The sequence below is a fragment of the Actinoplanes sp. KI2 genome (genome assembly GCF_025630775.1).
Classification (GTDB): domain Bacteria; phylum Actinomycetota; class Actinomycetes; order Mycobacteriales; family Micromonosporaceae; genus Actinoplanes.
The window spans coordinates 44,435-65,296 of the sequence record NZ_JAOSZE010000025.1 but is presented as its reverse complement, the minus strand read 5'-3'; the positions used below and the strand labels follow the sequence as shown (position 1 = coordinate 65,296).

The 20,862-nt window shown below is 70.5% G+C and carries 20 protein-coding genes; 12 read left to right on the top strand and 8 right to left on the bottom strand.

Annotated elements, in window-relative coordinates:
- Window positions 1-115: 115 nt before the first annotated feature.
- On the bottom strand, window positions 116-1,120 hold the full coding sequence (locus ODJ79_RS25945; protein WP_263026181.1) for a hypothetical protein: 1,005 nt from the start codon (window positions 1,118-1,120) through the stop codon (window positions 116-118).
- Window positions 1,121-1,780: 660 nt separating this feature from the next.
- Between ODJ79_RS25945 and ODJ79_RS25940 the strand changes: the two genes are divergently transcribed.
- Both ODJ79_RS25940 and mshD read left to right on the top strand, forming a co-directional pair.
- On the top strand, window positions 1,781-2,497 hold the full coding sequence (locus tag ODJ79_RS25940; RefSeq protein ID WP_263026180.1) for a winged-helix domain-containing protein: 717 nt from the start codon (window positions 1,781-1,783) through the stop codon (window positions 2,495-2,497).
- Window positions 2,498-2,519: 22 nt separating this feature from the next.
- A complete protein-coding gene (gene mshD, locus ODJ79_RS25935) occupies window positions 2,520-3,386 on the top strand; it encodes a mycothiol synthase (protein WP_263026179.1) in 867 nt (288 codons plus the stop codon).
- Here the strand turns inward: mshD and ODJ79_RS25930 are convergent.
- Together ODJ79_RS25930 and ODJ79_RS25925 are read right to left on the bottom strand one after the other, a co-directional pair.
- The gene (locus ODJ79_RS25930) at window positions 3,367-3,777 is read right to left on the bottom strand and encodes a hypothetical protein (RefSeq protein ID WP_263026178.1); all 411 of its coding nucleotides are present in this window, start codon (window positions 3,775-3,777) and stop codon (window positions 3,367-3,369) included. The genes mshD and ODJ79_RS25930 overlap by 20 nt on opposite strands.
- Window positions 3,778-3,798: 21 nt before the next feature.
- A complete protein-coding gene (locus ODJ79_RS25925) occupies window positions 3,799-4,227 on the bottom strand; it encodes a MarR family winged helix-turn-helix transcriptional regulator (protein ID WP_263026177.1) in 429 nt (142 codons plus the stop codon).
- Between the two features lie 491 nt (window positions 4,228-4,718).
- Here ODJ79_RS25925 and pstS point away from each other — a divergent pair, with 491 nt between their 5' ends.
- From pstS to pstB, 4 genes are read left to right on the top strand one after another with little or no spacing between them, the layout of a single operon-like run.
- Window positions 4,719-5,813: a phosphate ABC transporter substrate-binding protein PstS gene (gene pstS / locus ODJ79_RS25920; protein WP_263026176.1), complete on the top strand. Its 1,095-nt coding sequence runs from the start codon at window positions 4,719-4,721 to the stop codon at window positions 5,811-5,813.
- Window positions 5,814-5,870: 57 nt separating this feature from the next.
- A complete protein-coding gene (gene pstC, locus ODJ79_RS25915; protein ID WP_263026175.1) occupies window positions 5,871-6,944 on the top strand; it encodes a phosphate ABC transporter permease subunit PstC in 1,074 nt (357 codons plus the stop codon).
- Window positions 6,945-6,979: 35 nt separating this feature from the next.
- Window positions 6,980-8,029: a phosphate ABC transporter permease PstA gene (gene pstA, locus ODJ79_RS25910; protein WP_411267374.1), complete on the top strand. Its 1,050-nt coding sequence runs from the start codon at window positions 6,980-6,982 to the stop codon at window positions 8,027-8,029.
- Between the two features lie 12 nt (window positions 8,030-8,041).
- On the top strand, window positions 8,042-8,818 hold the full coding sequence (pstB, locus tag ODJ79_RS25905) for a phosphate ABC transporter ATP-binding protein PstB (RefSeq protein WP_263026173.1): 777 nt from the start codon (window positions 8,042-8,044) through the stop codon (window positions 8,816-8,818).
- A 10-nt stretch (window positions 8,819-8,828) separates the two neighbouring features.
- Here the strand turns inward: pstB and ODJ79_RS25900 are convergent, their stop codons facing one another.
- Window positions 8,829-9,746, bottom strand: a complete 918-nt coding sequence (locus ODJ79_RS25900; RefSeq protein ID WP_411267371.1) for an NUDIX hydrolase — start codon at window positions 9,744-9,746, stop codon at window positions 8,829-8,831.
- An 85-nt stretch (window positions 9,747-9,831) separates the two neighbouring features.
- Here ODJ79_RS25900 and ODJ79_RS25895 point away from each other — a divergent pair, with 85 nt between their 5' ends.
- From ODJ79_RS25895 to ODJ79_RS25885, 3 genes are read left to right on the top strand one after another with little or no spacing between them, the layout of a single operon-like run.
- Window positions 9,832-10,809 carry a Gfo/Idh/MocA family protein gene (locus ODJ79_RS25895; protein ID WP_263026172.1) on the top strand — a complete coding sequence of 326 codons (978 nt, stop codon included), beginning with the start codon at window positions 9,832-9,834 and terminating at the stop codon, window positions 10,807-10,809.
- Window positions 10,810-10,822: 13 nt separating this feature from the next.
- On the top strand, window positions 10,823-11,869 hold the full coding sequence (locus tag ODJ79_RS25890) for a LacI family DNA-binding transcriptional regulator (protein ID WP_263026171.1): 1,047 nt from the start codon (window positions 10,823-10,825) through the stop codon (window positions 11,867-11,869).
- Window positions 11,870-11,899: 30 nt separating this feature from the next.
- Window positions 11,900-13,525 (top strand): glycoside hydrolase family 13 protein, encoded by a 1,626-nt coding sequence (locus ODJ79_RS25885; RefSeq protein ID WP_263026170.1) that lies wholly within the window; start codon window positions 11,900-11,902, stop codon window positions 13,523-13,525.
- Window positions 13,526-13,632: 107 nt separating this feature from the next.
- Here ODJ79_RS25885 and ODJ79_RS25880 read toward each other — a convergent pair whose 3' ends face one another.
- From ODJ79_RS25880 to ODJ79_RS25870, 3 genes are all read right to left on the bottom strand, one after another.
- Window positions 13,633-14,634, bottom strand: coding sequence for an inorganic phosphate transporter (locus ODJ79_RS25880; protein ID WP_263026169.1), 1,002 nt, complete (start codon window positions 14,632-14,634; stop codon window positions 13,633-13,635).
- Window positions 14,635-14,637: 3 nt separating this feature from the next.
- Window positions 14,638-15,264, bottom strand: coding sequence for a DUF47 domain-containing protein (locus ODJ79_RS25875; RefSeq protein WP_263026168.1), 627 nt, complete (start codon window positions 15,262-15,264; stop codon window positions 14,638-14,640).
- A gap of 136 nt (window positions 15,265-15,400) precedes the next feature.
- The gene (locus ODJ79_RS25870) at window positions 15,401-16,360 is read right to left on the bottom strand and encodes a hypothetical protein (protein WP_263026167.1); all 960 of its coding nucleotides are present in this window, start codon (window positions 16,358-16,360) and stop codon (window positions 15,401-15,403) included.
- 87 nt (window positions 16,361-16,447) lie between these two features.
- Between ODJ79_RS25870 and sigJ the strand changes: the two genes are divergently transcribed.
- A complete protein-coding gene (gene sigJ, locus ODJ79_RS25865) occupies window positions 16,448-17,332 on the top strand; it encodes an RNA polymerase sigma factor SigJ (protein ID WP_263026166.1) in 885 nt (294 codons plus the stop codon).
- Here sigJ and ODJ79_RS25860 read toward each other — a convergent pair.
- Window positions 17,315-17,818, bottom strand: a complete 504-nt coding sequence (locus tag ODJ79_RS25860) for a DUF402 domain-containing protein (RefSeq protein WP_263026165.1) — start codon at window positions 17,816-17,818, stop codon at window positions 17,315-17,317. The genes sigJ and ODJ79_RS25860 overlap by 18 nt on opposite strands.
- A 55-nt stretch (window positions 17,819-17,873) precedes the next feature.
- Between ODJ79_RS25860 and ODJ79_RS25855 the strand changes: the two genes are divergently transcribed.
- Together ODJ79_RS25855 and ODJ79_RS25850 are read left to right on the top strand one after the other, a co-directional pair.
- Complete coding sequence (locus ODJ79_RS25855; protein WP_411267370.1) at window positions 17,874-19,934, top strand: ATP-dependent DNA helicase; 2,061 nt, start codon at window positions 17,874-17,876, stop codon at window positions 19,932-19,934.
- 84 nt (window positions 19,935-20,018) lie between these two features.
- Window positions 20,019-20,858 (top strand): hypothetical protein, encoded by an 840-nt coding sequence (locus ODJ79_RS25850; protein ID WP_263026164.1) that lies wholly within the window; start codon window positions 20,019-20,021, stop codon window positions 20,856-20,858.
- The last annotated feature ends 4 nt before the right edge of the window (window positions 20,859-20,862 follow it).

The window sequence follows — 20,862 nt, the reverse complement described above, 5'->3', positions numbered from 1 at the left end:
GCCGCCCTCGCCGTCGCGGTCGCGCTCCGTACACCTCGGCCACCGGTTCTCCCGTCCGTCGACTCCGCTGGACGCTACATGCCCGGTTCCAGGGTCCGGCAAAACGCAACGTTCGTTATGACAAATACCAATGCACCAGCGCGTACGCGGCGGGCGCAGTCGACGCGAACGCGCCCAGCGGTCCCTGCATGTGCCGGGCCACCCAGAACGTCGGCGCGTCGCCGGCCAGCCGCCGGCCCGCCTCGCCAAAGTTCACCGCGAGGTCGACCACGGTGGCGATTCCGGCGGCGACCAGGCCGATCACCGCGCCCTTGGCCGGGGTGAACGGCAACACCAGCACGCTGCCCAGCCCGGCCGAGGCGAGCGTGCCGAGCATCGCGCCGAGCACCACGCCGGTACCGCCGCGCGGCACCTGGAGGGCCATCCGCGGCTTCGGGAAGATCGCGTCGGTCACCCGGGCGACCATCAGCGCCACCCCCGCCCCGGCCGCGCTGACGATCATCGTCTGGGTGCCGAGCGGCTGGCGGGTGAGCAGCACCGGGATCGCGTACCCGACCACGCCGAGCACGATGAGCAGGGTGTCGCGCCAGGAGTCCTTGACCCGGCTGCGATCCTCCGCCCGGAAGAGCTGCCCGATCAGAGCCGCCGCGAAGCCGCCGAGGGCGACGTAGATCAGCGGTAGCAGCGAGGCGGGTGTGCTCGTCACGGCGAGATAGTCGGCCACCACCGCGACCACGGCGCTGATCGCGGCCGTCGCGCCCGGCGCCGGCGGGTGCAACGCCATGATCCAGGCGAGCAGGTACAGCAACTGCACACCGAACAGCACGATCGCGTACGGGAGGCGATTGTCCGGCACCGAGGTCTGCGCTCCGAGCGCCAGCCCCAGGCCGAGCAGCCCGGCGAACCCGGCGATGGCCAGCGACAGCTGCCGCCGGACCGGGACGACCTCGATCTCCTCCTCGTCGTCCTCGTCCGGCTCGCCGTCGTCGGCGCGCGACACCGGCTTCTCGTCGGACTCGGCGCCGTAGAAGCCGCCCGGGGGCCGGCCCGGCGCCGAGCGCGCAATCTCGCGCGAGGCGTCCGCATCCCAGGCGTCGTCCTGCGGCGTAGAGGGAAACACCCTGCGATGGTACTGAGTTGCTGGCTCCGCTTCGCTCCGTGGGCTGAGCTGGCTGGATCCGCTTTGTTCTCGGTGGGCTGGTGGTTGTGGTCGACCGGATGAGTCGCGTGGGGGACTGTCTCGTGGGGGTGAGCTGGCTGCTCCGCTGGGTTGGTGGTTGCGGTCGGCCGGGTGAGTCGCGTGGGGGGCTGTCTCGTGGGGGGTGAGCTGGCTGCTCCGCTGGGCTGGTGGTTGCGGTCGGCCGGGTGAGTCGCGTGGGGGACTGTCCCGTGCGGCTGAGCTGGCTGCCTCCTCATCAGCGGGGCGATCGCGGGCCGTTCCCTGATAGGGGGTTCGCTCAGATAGGGGGTTCGCTCAGATAGGGGGTTGTGTGGCTGAGCGGGGCTTGGGGTGACGGTGAGTCGGTGGCGGCATTTTTGTTGATCACCGGCAAGGGGGGGTTTGTAAAAGGCGTGTTACGAGTTGGGCATTTGCCCACCGTACGAGCGTTTAGTGCGTCACTCGGTCTAACAAAATCATCTTCCGACCTCTTGTATCAGTTAAGGTAACGCCAGCCCACCCGTCGGTGACGCCGGGGAAACAGTCCTCCGGGAAGCGGTCCGCAATTCGCCGCAAACCGGGTCACCCGAGCGGCCTCGCGCCGCAAGGACGGAGGTGAGTGTGGAAATCCTTCTTCTGGTGACGGCACGCGCTGGCGAACCATCGGCCGTGCTGCCCGCGCTGGATCTGCTTCCCCACTCCGTACGCACCGCGCCCCGCGACGTCCGCACCCTGGTGTCCGGGCCGAGCCCCGACGCCGTGCTGGTGGACGCCCGCTCCGAGCTCTCCGAGGCCCGTGCCACCTGCCGCATGCTGCACGCGACCGGCATCGGGGTGCCGCTGATCGCGGTCGTCACCGAGGCCGGGCTGATCGCGCTGAACGCCGACTGGGGCGTCGACGACGTCATCCTGGCCGGTGCCGGGCCCGCCGAGGTCGAGGCCCGGCTGCGCCTGGGCGTGGGCCGGCTCAACAACGCGACCGCCGGGGCCGGCGGCTCGATCCGGGCCGGCGAGCTGAACATCGACCCGGACACCTACGCGGCGAAGCTCAAGGGCCGCCCGCTCGACCTCACGTACAAGGAGTTCGAGCTGCTCAAGTTCCTGGCGCAGCACCCTGGCCGGGTGTTCACCCGCGACCAGCTGCTGCGTGAGGTGTGGGGCTACGACTACTTCGGCGGCACCCGCACGGTCGACGTGCACGTGCGGCGGCTGCGCGCCAAGCTCGGCTCGGAGTACGAGTCGATGATCGGCACGGTCCGCCAGGTGGGCTACAAGTTCGTGGTCCCGCCGAGCGGGCGCCAGCTGCCCGACAACGAGCCGGTCTCGCTGCCGGTCTGACGCTCCTTCCCCAGACGAATCGATGACGAAGATCCGGTCCGTGGACCGGCCGGACGCCGACACGGTGGCCGACGTTCTCGCGTTGGCCACCGCTGCGGAGCAGGCCGACGGGGTGTACCCGCTCTCCGAGGACGTGGTTCTTCGCGTACGCAATGGTGGCGGCACCCATCTGCTGGCGTACGGGGACGACGGCGCCCTCGCCGGCTATGCCTTTGTGGACGATGCGGGGTCGGGCGAGCTCGTCGTGCATCCCGGGCATCGGCGGCACGGTTACGGCACGGCGCTGCTGGCCGCCGCCGGTGACGGGCCGCTCGCGTTCTGGGCCCACGGTGACAACGCCGGGGTTTTTGCCGAGAAATCCGGATTCATGCGTGCTCGGGTCCTCTGGCAGATGCGTCGGTCGTTGGCCGATTTCGAGGAAGTCTCCGTCATGCCGGACGGAGTGACGCTGCGCCACTTCCGGCCCGGCCACGACGAGCAGGCGTGGCTCGCGGTCAACGCCCGGGCCTTCGCGCACCACCCCGAACAGGGTCGCTGGACCGTCGACGACCTGCGCCTGCGCGAGGCCGAGCCGTGGTTCGACCCGGCCGGCTTCCTGCTCGCGGTCGACCTCGAGGACACCCTGCTGGGCTTCCACTGGACCAAGGTCCACCCGCCGACCGGCGCCGACCCGGCGATCGGCGAGATCTACGTGCTCGGCGTCGACCCGGGCGGCCACCGGCGCGGCCTCGGCGCCGCGCTGAGCGTGGCCGGCCTCCGCCACCTCGCGGACACCGGCCTCACCCAGGCGATGCTCTACGTCGACGAGTCGAACGCGGCGGCGGTCGCCCTCTACCGCAAGCTCGGCTTCGAGATCTACAAGACCGACGTCAGGTACGCGCGGACCTGAGCTCGCCGGCCCGCTCGATCACCGCGGTGAGCACCCGATGCGCGGTGGCCAGGTCGTTCTCGTCCATCCCGGCGTAGAGCTCGGTGGTGGTCGCCGCGACCCGGCCGGTGATCCGCTGGAAGAGCTCGGCCCCGGCCGGGCTGATCGCGCTCTCCACCAGGAGCCCGCGCATCTGCAGTCCGTGCACCAGCGCGGCGGCCGCCGCCGGGTCGAGACCCAACTGCGGCTGACCCGCGAGGAATCCCGCGAGGTCGTCGGTCCGGCGCGCGGTCGCCACCCGCAGCGCCACGTACTCGTTGCCGGTCAGCCCGCTGCCCGCGAGCGTCTGATCGAGCAGGGCACGCACCGCGCCCTGCGCCTCGGCGATGGTCTGTCCGGTCAAGGCAGGCATGTGATCTTCACTCTCGTTTCCTCACTCCCGCTTCAGCAGAATCCGAAGGACTTCGGCGAGCTCCCGGGCGCGCGCACCCTCGGGCCCGCCGATCGGCGCGGTCAACTCGGCCTGCAGCCCGGCGACGATCGGAATCGCCCGGCCGATCACCTCTTGACCGTGCTCGGTGAGCGCGAGCCCGAAGGCCCGCGGATCGTGCGGATGACGGGCCCGCTCGAGCAGACCGGCCTGCTCGAGCCCGCGGGCCACCTTGGAGACGTACATCGGCTCGAACCCGGCCCGCTCGCCGAGCTCGCGCTGGCTGGGGGTCAGCCCCTCGCGCCCCATCCCGTAGAGCGTGGCCAGCAACGAGTACTGCACGTGGGTGAGGCCGACCGGCGCCAGCGCCCGATCAACCGCGGCCCGCCACCGATTGGTGACCCGCCACAACAACGCCCCGATGGTCTCCACGCCAAAAGCTAAACATGTCAACCATAAACATGGCAACCATTCGGTCCGGCCTTCGTGGGGCGCCCGGCTCGGCGGCGGCCTAGGCGCCGAGACAGGCATACGGCCGGCGTCTCGGCGGTGTCCGCCAGGCGGACGGTCGGCATCGATGTGGCCCGATTTCTTGCGGATGGGATCCGGGATCGCTCAAAAGGGGGAAAACTTGTAGCTGCGGCATACAGCTAGACCCCTCGGGTGACCCGCCCGGTGCGTCACGGGACGGACAAGCGCGGATCTCGAGGCGATAAACACGCGGCTGAAATACCGTACATGTCCGACTTCGCTCACCCAGTTCACGTAACGGACAACTCGGCCTCAGTAGAAAGCAAACTCGAGGCGCCCACGTGTTCACCGCTCGTTCATTTGGGGCCGGTTAACCGGCTACCTCGCCCTCCTAGCTTCGGGGCATGCCGATTCGAGATCGGCTTGTGCACCCCCACCCCGAAGGGAAAATCGTGAAGCTCCAGCGGTCCGGCTACCTTGCCGGCATTGCTTTGACTGCGACGCTTGCGCTCGCCGCCTGCGGCTCGGACAACACTTCGACGGGAAGTGCGAGCGATGCTTCCGCCGCCCCGGGTAGCTGCGGCACCGGCAGCCTGACGGCGCAGGGCTCGACCGCTCAGAAGAACGCCATGGACGAGTGGACGAAGAAGTACAGCGCCAAGTGCTCCGGCGCTTCGGTGAACTACCAGGGCACCGGTTCCGGCGCCGGCGTGCAGGCCTTCATTCAGGGCACCGCCGACTTCGCGGGCTCCGACTCGTACCTGAAGCCCGACGAGCAGCCGAAGGCCGACGCCAAGTGCGCGAGCGGCCCCGCGCTCAACATCCCGATGGTCATCGGCCCGATCGCGGTGGTCTACAACGTGGAGGGCGTGACCGGCCTCCAGCTCGACTCCTCGACGCTTGCCAAGATCTTCTCCGGCAAGATCACCAAGTGGAACGACCCGGCCATCGCCGCGCTGAACACCGCCGCCAAGCTGCCGTCGACCGCGATCCAGGCCGTGCACCGCTCGGACGAGTCGGGTACCACGGACAACTTCACCAAGTACCTCAGCAAGACCGCCTCGGCCGACTGGACCTACGACCACGCGAAGGCGTGGAAGGCTCCGGGCGGCACCGGCGCTGCCAAGTCGGACGGCGTCGCCAGCCTGATCAAGAGCACCCCGGGCACCATCGGCTACGTCGAGTTCTCGTTCGCCGAGAACGGCGGCCTCGCGATGTCGAAGATCAAGAACGGCGCGGGTGAGTTCACCGAGCTGACCGGCGAGAGCGCCGGCAAGACCATCGAGGGCGCCAAGGTCGTCGGCACCGGCAACGACCTCAAGATGGACATCGACTACGCCACCACCACCCCGGGCGCGTACCCGATCGTGCTGGTCACCTACGAGATCGCCTGCAGCAAGGGCTCCTCGAAGGCCGCCGACATCAAGGCGTTCCTGACCTACACCTCGGGCTCCGACGGCCAGGCCGCGCTGGGCGACCTGGGCTACGCCCCGCTGCCCGCGTCGATCCAGTCGAAGGTCGCGACCTCGGTCGCCTCCATCAGCTGACGCTGTTCCGCCCCCCAGTAACGGGAACATCCCTCCGACACGACAGCGAGCGAGTAGATGGGTGACTACCCCTCCCGCTCGACGAACGCCACCGCCGGCGGCTCGGGTGTGACAGGACGTCACGCGCGGTCCGCCGGCAACGGCGTTTCGCCGAGTAGTTACCAAGAACCCCCAATCGGCGGCGGTGGCGCCCCTCTGCAGAGGAAGGCCCGGTTCTCCATGGAGTCCGGGTTCAGAGGTCTATCGGTCTCGGCGGGCGCGATGGTGCTGGTCATCATCGTGGCCATCGCGATCTTCCTGATCTCGAAGGCCATTCCGGCGCTGCAGGCGAACACGGCCAACTTCTTCACCTACGAGAAGTGGTTCCCGAACGACGCCCAGCCGAACTTCGGCATCGCGTCGATCGCCTTCGGCACCGTGCTGTCGTCGGTGATCGCGCTGATCGTCGCGGTCCCGATCGCGCTCGGTATCGCACTGTTTCTTTCGCACTACGCGCCGAAGCGGCTGGCCAACCCGCTCGGCTTCGTGATCGACCTGCTCGCCGCGGTGCCCAGTGTCGTCTTCGGTCTCTGGGGCCGGGACGTCTTCTCCGAGCCGGTGACGAACTTCTCGGTCTGGCTCAACCACTACTTCGGCTGGATCCCGCTGTTCGGCGGCGACGGCCCGTTCGGCCGCTCGGTCATGCTCGGCTCCCTGGTGCTGGCGATCATGGTGCTGCCGATCGTCACCTCGCTCTCCCGAGAGGTCTTCCAGCAGACCCCGGGGATGAACGAGGAGGCGGCTCTCGCGCTCGGCGCCACCAAGTGGGAGATGATCCGCACCGCCGTGATTCCGTACGGCAAGCCCGGCGTGATCGCCGCCGTGATGCTGGGCCTGGGCCGTGCCCTCGGCGAGACGATCGCCCTGGCGCTGACGCTCGGCACGGTCTTCAACATCTCGTTCAACCTGATCCAGACCGGCGGTAACTCGATCGCCGCCAACATCGCCAACACCTTCGGCGAGGCCAACGACATCGGCCGGGGCGCGCTGATCGCCTCCGGCCTGGTGCTGTTCGCCATCACCCTGGTGGTCAACATGGCGGCCCGGGCGATCATCTACCGCCGTCGCGAGTTCCGGGACAGTGCCGCATGAGCATGATGACGCGAAGTGACCTGGCCGGCGTCGTGATGACCCCGGACCACATCCGCACCAAGAGGCTGCCGCTGGTCACCAACCTGCTGGTTGCCGTGATCGCGTTCGGCCTGTCCGCGGCGGTCGTCTACGGCCTGGGCGTCGGCAACTGGGTGCTGGTCGTCGTCCTCGGCTGGTTCCTCTACCTGATCGGGCTGTTCCTGGCCGCGAGCCGGGTCGAGGGCCGTCGCGCGGCCCGCAACCGGGCCTGGCAGTCGCTGATCTACTCGGCCTGTGTGCTGGCGATCCTGCCGCTCGCCTCGGTGGTCTGGACGTTGATCTCCAAGGGCCTGGAGCGCCTGGACGCCATCTTCTTCACCACGTCGATGAACAACATCGGTGCGCGCGACCCGAACGGCGGCGCGTACCACGCGATCATCGGCACGCTCGAGCAGGTCGGCATCGCCACCCTGATCGCGGTGCCGCTGGGTGTGCTCGGCGCGATCTACCTGGTCGAGTACGGCCGGGGCAGGTTCGCCAACACGGTCCGCTTCTTCGTCGACGTCATGACGGGTATCCCGTCGATCGTGGCCGGTCTGTTCATCCTGTCGTTCTGGGTGCTGATCGTGAGCCCGTGGTTCAACAACGGGCAGCCGCGCTTCTCCGGCTTCGCCGCCGCTTTGGCGCTGTCCGTGCTGATGCTGCCGACGATCGTCCGGTCCACCGAGGAGATGCTGCGGCTGGTGCCGGGCCCGCTGCGGGAGGGCTCGTACGCGCTCGGCGTGCCGCACTGGAAGACGATCATCAAGATCGTCATCCCGACGGCGCTGCCCGGCATCGTCACCGGCGTCATGCTGGCCATCGCCCGCGCGGCCGGCGAGACCGCGCCGGTTCTGCTGGTCGCCGGCGGCGCCGACGCGATCAACTTCAACCCGTTCGGTGGCAACCAGTCCTCGCTGGCACTCTTCGTGTACCAGCAGGCCGGTGACGCCTCGAAGTACGCACCCGCGCGGGCCTGGACCGCCGCGCTGACCCTGGTCGCGCTCGTTCTGGTGCTCACGATCGCCGCCAAGATGCTCGCCCGTCGCAACAGTTTGACCCGTTAAGAGGTAATCCCCATGGCTAAGCGCATCGAGGCGAGCAACGTCACCTCGTACTACGGCTCGTTCAAGGCGATCGACAGCATCTCCATGACCGTCGAGCCCAAGACCATCACCGCCCTGATCGGCCCGTCCGGTTGCGGCAAGTCCACGTTCCTCCGGTCGATCAACCGGATGCACGAGGTGCTGCCCGGCGCCCGCATCGAGGGCCGGCTGACCATCGACGACCAGAACATCTACGACGCGGACGTGGACGTCACCGCGGTCCGCCGCATGATCGGCATGGTCTTCCAGCGGCCCAACCCGTTCCCCACGATGTCGATCTACGAGAACGTCGTGGCCGGTCTCAAGCTCAACGGTGTCAAGAAGAAGTCCGTGCTGGACGACGCCGCCGAGCAGTCGCTCCGGTCGGCGAACCTCTGGGAGGAGGTCAGGGACCGGCTCGGCCGGCCCGGCGCCGGCCTCTCCGGCGGTCAGCAGCAGCGTCTGTGCATCGCCCGCACCATCGCGGTCGAGCCGCAGGTCGTGCTCATGGACGAGCCCTGTTCGGCGCTCGACCCGATCTCGACGCTGGCGATCGAGGACCTGATGTTCAAGCTGAAGGACCGCTTCACGATCATCATCGTCACGCACAACATGCAGCAGGCCGCCCGGGTCAGCGACAAGACCGGGTTCTTCTCGATCGACAAGACCGGCGAGCCCGGCCGCCTGATCGAGTACGACGACACCCAGAAGATCTTCAGCAACCCGACCCAGAAGAAGACCGAGGACTACATCACCGGCCGCTTCGGCTGATCGAAAGTTCCTACTGCGACGGGAGCGCCACGTGCAACACGGCGCTCCCGTCCCCCTTCACCTCCACGCGAGGCATGACCGGCCGTGCGGCATCGCGGCGACTCGCGGCCGCGATCACTTCCGCGATCTTCCGGTACGGGCGGAGCGAGCTCACGGTCGACCTCGTAGGCGGGAGCATGGCCAGGCCGTCGGCGGCTTCCGGGCTGATCCAGGTGGCCGACTCACTCTCACCGGAGACGTCGCGCGCCGTCTGGCCTTCCGGCAGGAGAGCGACGAAGAACCAGGTGTCGAAGCGCTTGGGCTCGAACTCCGGCGTGATCCACCGGGCCCACGGCAGCAGCAGATCGTCCCGCAGTCGTAGCCCGCGCCGGCACAGCAGGTCGGTCAGGGTCAGCTTGCGGGCCGCCACCGCCGCCCGATCCTCCTCCCAGTCCGCGGCGCTGACGTCGCCGATGACCCGGTCGTCCCCGCCCGCCGCCTCGCCGCCGGCCGGCTCGGTCCCGTGCGTGACGACGCCGCTCAGGGAACCGTCGCTGACCGTGCGGTCGAGCTCGTCCACCGGGCCGGCCAGCAGGACGCCGGCCTCCTCGAAGAGCTCGCGGGCGGCGGCACCGACGATCGCGCGGGCCTGCTCGCCGGGCACGCCCAGCCGTTCGGCCCAGTCGGTACGAACGGTCTCCGGACGGTCGGACGGGTCGACGCCGCCGCCGGGGAACGCGTGCAGGCCGCCGAAGACCATCGTGGCGGCGCGCTTCAGCACGTACAGCTGAAAGGTCTGGCCCTCGGGGCGCAGGAGGACGACGGTGGCCGCGGGCCGGGTGGGCGCCGGATCGCCGCGGAACTCGCGGGCCCGGCGCACCATGGCATCCGGCAGCGGGAAGGACAGGGAGGCAGGGTTCGAGTCGGTCACCCGTCGATCGTGCCCCATTCCGCCGCCCTACCCATCACCCAAATCGGAAGGACCCGCAAGCGGTGAGGTTTGGAGCGCGGGAAGGGGGACTAACGTACCGATCATGACCGAACAGAAGGTCCGCTGGGGCATCGTCGGCCCCGGCGGGATCGCCGCACAGTTCGCCAAGGATCTCCCGCTGGTCGCGGGTGCCGAGCTCGTCGCCGTCGGCTCGCGCTCCCGGGAGACCGCCGTCGCGTTCGCCGAGCGGTACGGCTTCGCCCGCGTGTACGGCTCCTACCCCGACCTCGCCGCCGACCCCGACGTGGACGTCGTCTACGTGGCCACGCCGCACGCCCAGCACCTGGACGCCGCCCTGCTCTGCATGGAGGCCGGCAAGGCGGTGCTGGTGGAGAAGCCGATCACGCTGGACCTCGCCTCGGCGGCCCGGCTGGTGCAGGCCGCGCACGCCAACAACGTCTTCCTGATGGAGGCGATGTGGATGCGCCTCAACCCGGCCGTCCGGAAGATCCAGGAGCTGGTCGAGGAGGGCGCGATCGGCTGGGTCAGCGCGATCCACGCCGACTTCGGTCTGCAGGGCCCGTTTGCGGCCGAGCACCGCCTGCGCAACCCGAAGCTGGGCGGCGGCGCACTGCTCGACGTCGGCGTCTACCCGATCAACCTGGCCCACCTGATCATGGGGAGCCCCACCGCCGTACGGGCGTGGGCGCATTTGACCCCCGAGGGCGTGGACGAGAACACCGGCGTGCTCCTCGGCTGGCAGCCCGGTGCGGTCGCCGCCCTGACCTGCAGCATCAACGGCGAGAGCCGGAACGCCGCGTCGATCACCGGCACCGACGGGCGGATCGACATCCCGCCGGGCTTCTGGGCGCCGCGCGAGTTCACCCTCACCCGGTCGGGTAGCGCCCCCGAGACGTACCAGTTCCCGTTCGAGGGCAGCGGCTACCAGTTCGAGGCGGCCGAGGTGCAGCGCTGCATCCTGGCCGGTGAGCTGGAGAGTCCGCTCATGCCGCACACCACCACATTGGAGATCATGGGCCTCTTGGATGCCATCCGCGAGCAGATCGGTGTGACCTACTGACTATTCTGGGGCGATGCCGTCGAGGAAGGTCGGCGGCAAGCCGACGTCGAGCGACGTGGCCGCGGCCGCGGGTGTTTCCCGGTCCGCCGTCTCGTTCGCGTTCAACAGTCCACAGCGCATCTCGGCGACCACCCGTGAGCGGATTCTCGCGGCGGCCGCCGAGCTCGGCTACACCCCCAACACGCTGGCCCGGATGCTGCAGGCCGGGACGACCACCTCGCTCGGCGTGCTGCTGCCGCAGCGGCTCGCGCAGATCCTGGAGAACCCGTACTACGCCCGCTTCCTGATGGGCGTCGGGCAGATCTGTGACCAGGAGGGCTACACCCTGCTGCTCACCCCGCCGCTGCAGGACTCGGTGCTCAAGGCGATCCCGTACGCGGCGGTGGACGGCTTCATCGTCTGCGGTCTGGAGACCGAGGGCGCCGAGGTGGTCGAGCTGGAGCGCCGGAAGATCCCGTTCGTGCTGATCGACAGCGACCGGTACGAGAACGCGCCGAGCGTCGACGTGGACGACCACGGCGGCGCCCGCGAGGTCACCCGGTACCTGCTCGAGCTCGGGCATCGCCGGATCGGCGTGCTCTCCATCGGCCCGGGCCCGGACGTCGCCACCCGCGGCTACCGCGGTCCGCTGGGTCGCCGGCTGGACGGCATCGCCGAGGCGCTGGCCGGCGCGGGCATGACCATGGCGGACGTGGCGCTCGCCGAGGTGCCGGTGAGCCGGCTCGACGGCTACCGGGCGACCAAGCAGCTGGTGGCCCGGGACCCCCGGCCCACCGCGATCCTGGCGCTCTCCGACGTCCTCGCGTTCGGTGCGGTGGATGCGCTGGAGGAGCTCGGGCTGTCCGTGCCCGATCAGGTCTCGGTGACCGGTTTCGACGACCTGGCCGAGTCGGCGTGGTTCCGGCCGCGGCTGACCACCGTCCGCCAACCCATCGTGACGAAGGGTAGGAGTGCCGCTTCGTTTCTCATCTCCGCCATTCGGGGTGAGGACCAGCACCCCCATCAGTTGCTCAGCACCTCGCTCATCGTCCGCGACTCGGCGGCCAAACCACTGGTGTAACACGAGTTAGTAACCTGCTACCGTCACGCCATGAGCGATCTTCCCCCGGCTTGGTGGCGCGATGCGGTGATCTACCAGATCTACCCGCGCAGCTTCGCCGACGCTAACGGCGACGGCATCGGTGACCTCCCCGGCATCCGCAGCCGCCTGCCCTACCTGCGCGACCTGGGTGTCGACGCGGTCTGGCTGTCCCCCTTCTACCTGTCCCCGCAGGCCGACGCCGGGTACGACGTCGCCGACTACCGCACCGTCGACCCGATCTTCGGCTCGGTCGACGACGCCCGGTGCCTGGTCGCCGACGCGCACGACCTGGGTCTGCGCGTGATCGTCGACCTGGTACCGAACCACTCGTCCGACCAGCACGACTGGTTCCGGCAGGCGCTCGCCGAGGGTCCCGGCTCGCCGCTGCGTGGGCGGTACCACTTCCGGGACGGCCGCGGTTCGTCCGGGGAGCTGCCGCCCAACGACTGGCCGTCGATCTTCGGCGGGCCGGCCTGGACCCGGGTCGCCGACGGGCAGTGGTACCTGCACCTGTTCGCGCCCGAGCAGCCCGACCTCAACTGGGAGCACCCGGCGGTCGCCGACGAGTTCCGGACGATCCTGCGCTTCTGGCTCGACCTCGGCGTCGACGGCTTCCGGATCGACGTGGCGCACGGCCTGGTCAAGGAGAAGGGCCTGCCGGATATCGGCAAGGAGACCTCCTGGCACCTGCTGGACGTCGGCGAGAGCCCGTGCTTCGACCGCCCCGGGGTGCACGACATCTACCGCAGCTGGCGCACGATCCTCGACGAGTACCCCGGCGAGCGGATCGCCGTGGCCGAGGCCTGGGCGCCCACGCTGGCCCGGGTCGCCGACTACGTCCGCCCCGACGAGCTGCACCAGGCGTTCAACTTCAGTTACATGAGCACTGCCTGGAACGTCCCCGCGCAGCGCGCCATGATCGACGCCTCGCTCGCCGCCAACGACGCGGTCGGCGCGCCCACCACCTGGACGCTCTCCAACCACGACGTCGTCCGGCACACCAACCGGCTGATGCAGGACGAGCAGGGCGACGTGGCCGGCAAGAAGCCCGCCGCGGTCGATCCGGCTGCCGGCCTGCGCCGGGCCCGGGCGGCGACGCTGCTGCTGCTCGCGCTGCCCGGCTCGGCGTACCTCTACCAGGGCGAGGAGCTCGGCCTGCCCGAGGTCGTCGACCTGCCGCCGGAGGTGCGGCAGGACCCGGCGTTCCACCGCGCCACCGGCCAGGACGGCTATCGCGACGGCTGCCGGGTGCCGATCCCGTGGTCGGGCGTCACCGCGCCGTACGGCTTCGGCCCGGAGGGCGGTTCGTCGTGGTTGCCGCAGCCCGACTCCTGGGCCGAGCTGAGCGTGGCGGCCCAGGACGGCGTGGCCGGCTCGACGCTGAGCATGTACCGGGACGCGCTCGCGCTGCGCCGCAAGGCCCTCGCCGGAAACGCGGCGCTGACCTGGCACGACGCGCCCGAGGGGGTGCTGGTGCTGGACCGTGGACCGGAGTTCCGCTGCACGGTCAACATGGGCGATTCCCCGGTACGCCTCGACGCCCCGGGCGAGCTGCTGATCGCCAGCGGCCCGGTCACGATCGAGGCCGGCGTGGCGATCATCCCGGCGGACACGACCGTCTGGTGGTCGCTCTGACCGTCCCTCCGTCAGTAGCCTCGGAGGGTCATCGCGTGAGGTGCTGTCTCCCGCCCGAGACAGCACCTCACCCCATCGAAACACCCATCGAAACCCCATCGAACGGCTCAGATGAACAGCTGGTGGGTCAGCAGGTAGGCGGCGGCGGCGATGAGTCCCGCGCCCGGGAACGTCAGGATCCAGGCCGTGACGATGTTGCCGGCCACGCCCCAGCGGACCGCGGAGAACTTCTTCGTGGCGCCGACGCCCATGATGGCCGAGGTGATCGTGTGGGTGGTGCTGATCGGGGCGTGCAGCTTGATACCGAAGACGAAGAGCAGGACCGCCGCGACCGTCTCGGCCGCGAAACCCTCGGGCGGGCCCAGGTGGATGATTTTGCGGCCCAGGGTGCGGATGATGCGCCAGCCACCGGCGTAGGTGCCGAGGGCGAGCACGGTCGCCGAGGTCCAGTACGTCCACGGCGGGATGTAGGTGATCGAGTCCTGGTAGCCCCCGACGTTCAGGGCCAGGACGATGACGCCGATCGTCTTCGCCGCGTCCTGGAGGCCGTGCCCGATGGACATCGCCGCGGCGGAGAACGTCTGCGCGAGCCGGAAGCCGCGGTTGAGCTTGGCCGGCCGGCCCTTCCGGAAGATCCACATGATCGCCAGCATGAAGAGGAAGCCGGCGACGAGGCCGACGAGCGGGGAGGCCACCATCGGGATGACCACCTTGCTGACGACCGCGTCCCAGGCCACGGTGTAGCCCGCGATCAGGGCCGCGCCGACCAGCCCGCCGATGAGCGCGTGCGACGAGGAGGACGGCAGCCCGAAGTACCAGGTGATCAGGTTCCACGCGATCGCGCCGACGACGGCCGCGAAGACCGCGCCGAGGCCGGCCTGCGATTGCGGCACCTCGATGATGCTGCTGACGGTATTAGCGACGTTCTTGCCGAAGTGGGCGCCGATGAAGTTGCCGGCGGCCGCCATTAGCAGCGCCACCCGCGGGGTCAGGGCGCGGGTGCTGACGCTGGTCGCGATCGCGTTGGCCGCGTCGTGGAAGCCGTTGGTGTAGTCGAACACCATCGCCACCACGATCACCGCGAACACGGCGATGAAATCGGCGGACAAGGTCTACGACTCCTTGACCGCGATGGTCTCGACGGTGTTCGCCACGTGCTCGAAGGCGTCGCAGGCGGCCTCCAGCTCGTCGGCGACCTCCTTCATCTTGAGCACGGTGAGCGCGTCGTACTCGCCGGAGAAGAGCCGGACCAGCAGCATCCGGTACGCCCGGTCGCCGTCGTTCTCGAGCCGGTTCACCTCGATCCAGTACTCGTCGAGGTCCTTCATCGTGCGCAACCGCGGCATCGCTTCGGCGGTCACCCTGGACTGCTGGTCGAGCACGGTGATCAGCTCGTGCATCTCCCGGGGGAGTGACGGGAGCGCGGTCAGCCCGTACAGGTAAAGAAGGCTGCCGACCGCCTCGAGGTGGTCCATCACGTCGTCCAACTGCGATCCGAGCGAATAGATGTCGGCCCGGTCGAACGGCGTGATGAAGGTGGAGTTGATTTTCTTGTACAGCTCGTGGGTGAGCTGGTCGCTGTCGTGCTCCACATCGCTCAGTCGCTCGCTGACCGACTGCACGTCGACACCCGGCAACGCCAGTTCGTTGAGGAGCTCGGTGCCCTTGACCAGATTCTGCGCAGCGGAGGTGAAGAGATCGTAGAAAGCGCCCTCGACGGGGCGGAAGGAAAACTTCACGGCGCGGACCTCGATCGATGGGCTTGGGATGGATCTCCAGGCATGCTAGCGGTCCCTCGTCGTTCATCTGGCGTTCGCCTGACCGCAGGCGCGCCGCCGCACCGCCCAAAGCGGACTGTTGGCATGCAACCGTTCGCTAGACCGGCTCGGCGCGGCGGTCCGGGCGGGGCGGGTGCGGCCGGGGCGAGGTGCGGCGGACCCCGCGGGTGGGCAGCGTAGCGGGCTCGACCCGCCGGCTGACCGGGTGCCGGTTCAGATGGCGGACCAGGCCGCGCTGGTCGTGGTCGGCGATCACGTCGACCCCGGCGGCGCCCAGTTCGGTCCAGATCGCCCGGCGCGCCCGGCGCGGACCCTCCGGCAGGCCGGCGATCCGCACGGTGCGGCCGTCCCGGTGGGCGTGCCGCACCATGGCGTGCAGCAGGTGTCGCTCCTCGGCCGGGATCGGCTCGCGGCCGTCCCAGCCGAACCGCCGGTTCCACGGCTCGCTGATCACCGGGACCAGGGTGGGCGGGGCCGCGCAGGAGCCGAGGTCGTCGAAGGAGCCGTCGGCGAACGCGTACCGGATCTTCTGGCCGGCGAGCAGGTCCCGGACGTCGACGATGCCGGCGACCGACACGGCGACGGCGCTCGGCACGAGGGTGTCGCCCTCGCAGCGACTGAGCAGCGCCGCGTGGTCCCGCAACTGCTGATCGAGCATCCGGTACGCGCGTAGCAGCGTCTCCGCCTCGCGGTTGGCACCGGCGAACTCGATGACCAGCCGGAACGGCACCTGCTGATCGGGGGCGAGCCGGCCGCCGCGGCTCCTGGCCCGGGCGAACAGCGGGGTCAGCACGAGGCGGCGCAGGGTGCGGCCGGGTTGCGGGCCGCCGGGGCCGAGGAACAGCTCGCCGTGCGGGCCGGGCGTGACCGACACGGTCAGTCCGCCGAGCCCGCGGCGCAGCACGTCGGGCAGCGGGTCGATGGCCGTGGGCTCGGCGATGGCGTGCCCGGATGGCTGGAAGGGTCGGGGGCGTCGCAGCTGGACGGCGCCGGTGGAGAGCAGGCCGGTCAGCCCGGCCGCGCCGGTCACAGCTCCGGCGATCGTCGCAGCGTTCACTGCACCATCCGATTCGTACGAAATGCGGGTTTCTTACTGTGGCACATCCGATACCCGCACTCGGGCAATCTCGCGCAGAATTCCCCCATGCCGTCCCTGACCGCCACCGAGTTCGAGGCCGAGCGGCCGCGCCTGCTCGCCGTCGCCTACCGGATGCTCGGCAGCCGCGCCGAGGCCGAGGACGCGGTGCAGGAGGCCTGGCTGCGCTACGCCAAGGCGCGCGACGGCGGCGAGATCCACGACCTGCGCGGGTGGCTCACCACGGTGACCGGGCGGATCTGCCTCGACGTGCTCAAGTCGGCCCGGGTGAGCCGCACCGCCTATCCGGGGCAGTGGCTTCCGTCGTACGTGGTGGAACCGGACGCCGGACCGGCCGCCCGCGCGGAGATGAGCGACCAGATCGCCATGGCCCTGCTCGTGGTCCTCGAGAAGCTCAGCCCGGAGCAGCGCGTGGCGCTGGTCCTGCACGACGCGTTCGGCATGCCCTTCGAGGACGTCGCCGACGTGCTCGGCACCACCGAGAACGCCGCCCGCCAGCACGCCTCCCGCGGCCGTCGCGCGGTCGCCCAGGACTCCATCCGGCACACCGCGGACCTGGCCGAGCAGCGCCGGGTGCTGGGCGCGTTCCTGGCGGCGGCCAACGGCGGCGACCTGCGGGCGCTGGCGGCGCTGCTCGCGCCGGACGTGGTGGCGATCGGCGACGGCGGGGGCCTGGTCCCCGGCGTGGGCACCCGCCCGATCGTCGGCGCCGAGAAGGTGGCCCGCTTCTACCTCGGCATCGCCGCCGGAATGGGCCCGGTGCAGGTCGAGTCGGTGCTGGTCAACGGCTCGATCGGGCTGCTGGTGCGGGGCACGTACGCGAACGGGCGGCCGCTCTACTCGGTGCTCGCGATCGCGGTCGACGACGGCCGGATCACCGGCCTCTTCAACCAGCTCAACCCGAGCAAGCTCGAGCTACGCGACCTGGAGTAGGTATTTGTGGTACTGCCCGGCGAACGGCTCGCTGCCGTCACCGAGGGCGGTCAGCAGCCGGTCGGCCGCGAACCGGGCCTCGCCGACCAGGTCGTCGGGGTAGCCGAACTGCACCCGGTGCTCGTCGAACTCGTCCTCGTCGCGCAGCTCCACCAGGCCGGTCTCGCGCCGGCGCACCACGTCGAGGTCGAGGTCGATGATGTGCACCGTGTCGCCCTCCCAGCGGGCCGGCGTGGTGATGTCGCAATACACCTCGCTGGTCCGCGGCGGCGGGTTGAACATGGCGGTCCACCAGGCGTGGTGCGGGATCAGCAGGACGAACGGGATCTGCTCCACCGACGGGCGGCCGTGGTAGACCGACGGCGTCCCGCGCGTCACGCCCACCCAGACGCCCAGGTCATCGGAGTCGAAGCGGCGCGCTGGATAGTCCCGGTGGGCCGAACCGTCGTACTTCGTGTAGACGACCCGGACCATGTCTTGCGGCATGCGAGAACCCTAACGGTGGTCGGCTTCTGTCGGTGGTGGCGGGTACCGTCTCAGCGTGCCCGCAGCAACCCGCAAGAAAGCGACCGCAGACCAGCTCCTTGCCGCCGCCGTCGGCGCGGTCCCCGGCGGCGCCGCTCGCCCCGGTCAGCAGGCCATGGCGAGCGCGATCGACCGGGCCGTCCGCGACCGCGAGCACCTGCTCGTCCAGGCCGGCACGGGCACCGGCAAGAGCCTGGCTTACCTGACGCCCGCCCTGCTCGTCGACGGCCCGGTGGTGGTCTCCACGGCCACGCTGGCCCTGCAAAATCAGCTGGTCGAGCACGACCTGCCCCGCCTCGCCGACGCGGTCGAGCCGGTCCTCGGCCGCCGGCCCACCTTCGCCGTGCTCAAGGGCCGGCACCACTACCTGTGCCTGGCCAAGATGGAGCATGCCGACGAGGAAGAGCCGATCACCGACACGCTCTTCGACGACGCGCCGCCCAAGGCCACCAAGTGGCTGGGCGAGGCGGGCAAGCTCGGCAAGCAGATCCAGCGGCTGCACGCCTGGTCGGAAAAGACCGAGACCGGCGACCGGGACGAGCTCGACCCCGGCGTCGACGACACGGCCTGGCGGCAGGTGTCGATGCCGGCCCGCGACTGCGTGGGCGCGTCGAAATGCCCGTACGGCGCGGAGTGCTTCGCCGAGGCCAGCCGGGCCCGGGCCCGCGAGGCCGACGTCGTGGTCACCAACCACAGCCTGCTCGCCGTCGACATGCTCGCCGACCGGCACATCGTCCCGCCGCACCAGCTGCTGATCATCGACGAGGCACATGAGCTGGCCGACCGGGTCTCCTCGGCGGCCCAGGCCGAGCTGACCCCCGACGCGATCGAGCGCTCGGCCCGCCGCGCCGGCAAGCTCATCCCGCCGGCCGCGGCCGAGTCGCTGGCCGAGGCGGCCGACGCGCTCACCGTCGGGCTGGCCGACATCCCGGCCGGCCGGCTCACCGCGGGCCTGCCGCCGCCGCTGCATCAGGCGGTCACCCTGCTGGAGTCGGGCGCGCGCGCCGCGCTGACCGCGATCGGCGAGATCAAGAGCGACGACCCCGATCCCGTACGCAAGCAGCAGGCGAAGGCCGCTCTCGACGATCTCTTCGAGACCGCCCAGCGCCTGAAGGAGGAGTCCGACTTCGACGTGGCTTGGGTGGAGAAGTCCGACCTGGGCACCGGGCGACGCGCGCTGGTCGTCGCGCCGCTCTCGGTGGCCGGCACGCTCTCCCAGGGCCTGTACACGGACCGTACGGTGGTGGCCACCTCGGCCACCCTGACCCTGGGCGGCCGCTTCGACACGGTGGCCCGCTCGCTCGGCCTGCCGGTCGCCGCGGTCCCCGCTGTGCCGTCCGGCGCACCAAGCGGTAGCAGCACGGCTCCGGGCGCGCTCACCCCCGATGCCCCGCCGGCCTCGGGTGACGGCTGGACGTCGCTGGATGTCGGCTCCCCCTTCGACTATCCCAAGCAGGGGATTCTGTACGTGGCGGCGCACCTGCCCCGCCCGATGGCGTCCGGCCTGCCCGACCCGGCCGGCGAGGAGCTGCTCAAGCTGGTCACCGCGCTGGGTGGTCGCACCCTCGGCCTGTTCTCGTCCCGCCGGGCCGCGACCCAGGCGGCCGAGCTGCTGCGCGCCCGCACCGACCTGCCGATCCTGTTGCAGGGTGAGGAGGCGTTGCCGCTGCTGGTCCGCAAGTTCCGCGAGGACAGGGCGAGCTGCCTCTTCGGGGTGATGTCGCTGTGGCAGGGCGTCGACGTGCCCGGCGACGCCTGCCAGCTGGTCGTCATCGACCGACTTCCGTTCCCGCGCCCCGACGAGCCCCTGGCCGCGGCCCGCTCGGCGGCCGTCGACGCGGCCGGCGGCTCCGGCTTCGCCTCGGTAAGCGTCCCGATCGCCGCGATCCGCCTGGCCCAGGGCGTGGGCCGGCTGATCCGCTCCACCGGCGACAAGGGCGTGGTCGCCGTCCTCGACTCCCGGCTGGAGACGGCCCGGGGCTACGGCGCCTTCCTCCGCAGGTCACTTCCCCCGTTTTGGTATACGACTCGTCCCGAGGTCGCCGTCGGCGCTCTCCAGCGCCTCGCCAAGAGCTGAGCCCGGCCCTTGTCCCCGGACTAGCCGTGATGCGACAGCCCGGCCCGATCCCGCGACGGGCTGGGGCGTGTCACCATGGCTGCCGTGACGGGACTGCAGGCCGGGACTCCGCCGCCGGCCGGGAAAGGGCGGCGGTGGCTGATCGGGCTCGTGTTCGCCTGGATGGCGGTCGTGGTCGTGGTCGGGGCCTGGTCGGTCTGGCACTCGCCGGCGACGGTGCCGGAGCAGCGGGACATCGCTCGCGCCGTGCCGGAGCTGCAGCAGGCGGCGGGGGTGGCCTATGCGGCGGCCGACGGGGACGGGCGGGTCGTCATGCTCGGGGAGCTGGAGCTGATCGAGGGCTGCCGGATCACGCCGGTGCGGCACGGGTATGTCGCGGCCCGCGACCTCACCGTCTACGTGCGGCAAGGGGATGCGCGGGCGACCCTCGACGCGATCGCCGGCGCGCTGCCGGCGGCCTATCGCGCCGAGGTGTCGGAGGGCCGGGGCGGGACGCGGCTGGCGATGCACGCCGACGCCGGGAACTTCATCGGGATCGACACGGCGCTGGACGCCACGACCAGGGCGATCACCCTACGGCTGACCAGCGGGTGCCGGCCGGGACCGGTGAGCGCGGCCGACCAGCGGGACCCGGGGGCCGCGGCGACGCCGGCCGAGCTGGCCACCGTGCTGACCGGGCTGGGCGCCAAGGCGTCGGCGCCCCAGGTGCGGGCGGTCGCCTGTCCGGATGGCGGGGTGGCAGCCAGCTACACCGTGGAGGTGCCGCCGCCGGCCGATCTGGCGGCGCGGATGCGGACGGTGAGCGCGGGGGCGACCATCGTGCGGTCGGATGACGTCGCGTGGGCGTACCGCAGGAATGGGGTTTCGGTGGTGGTCGTGCCGGACGGCGAGCAGGTTCGGGTGGGCGTCGGCACCGGTTGCTAGGCCA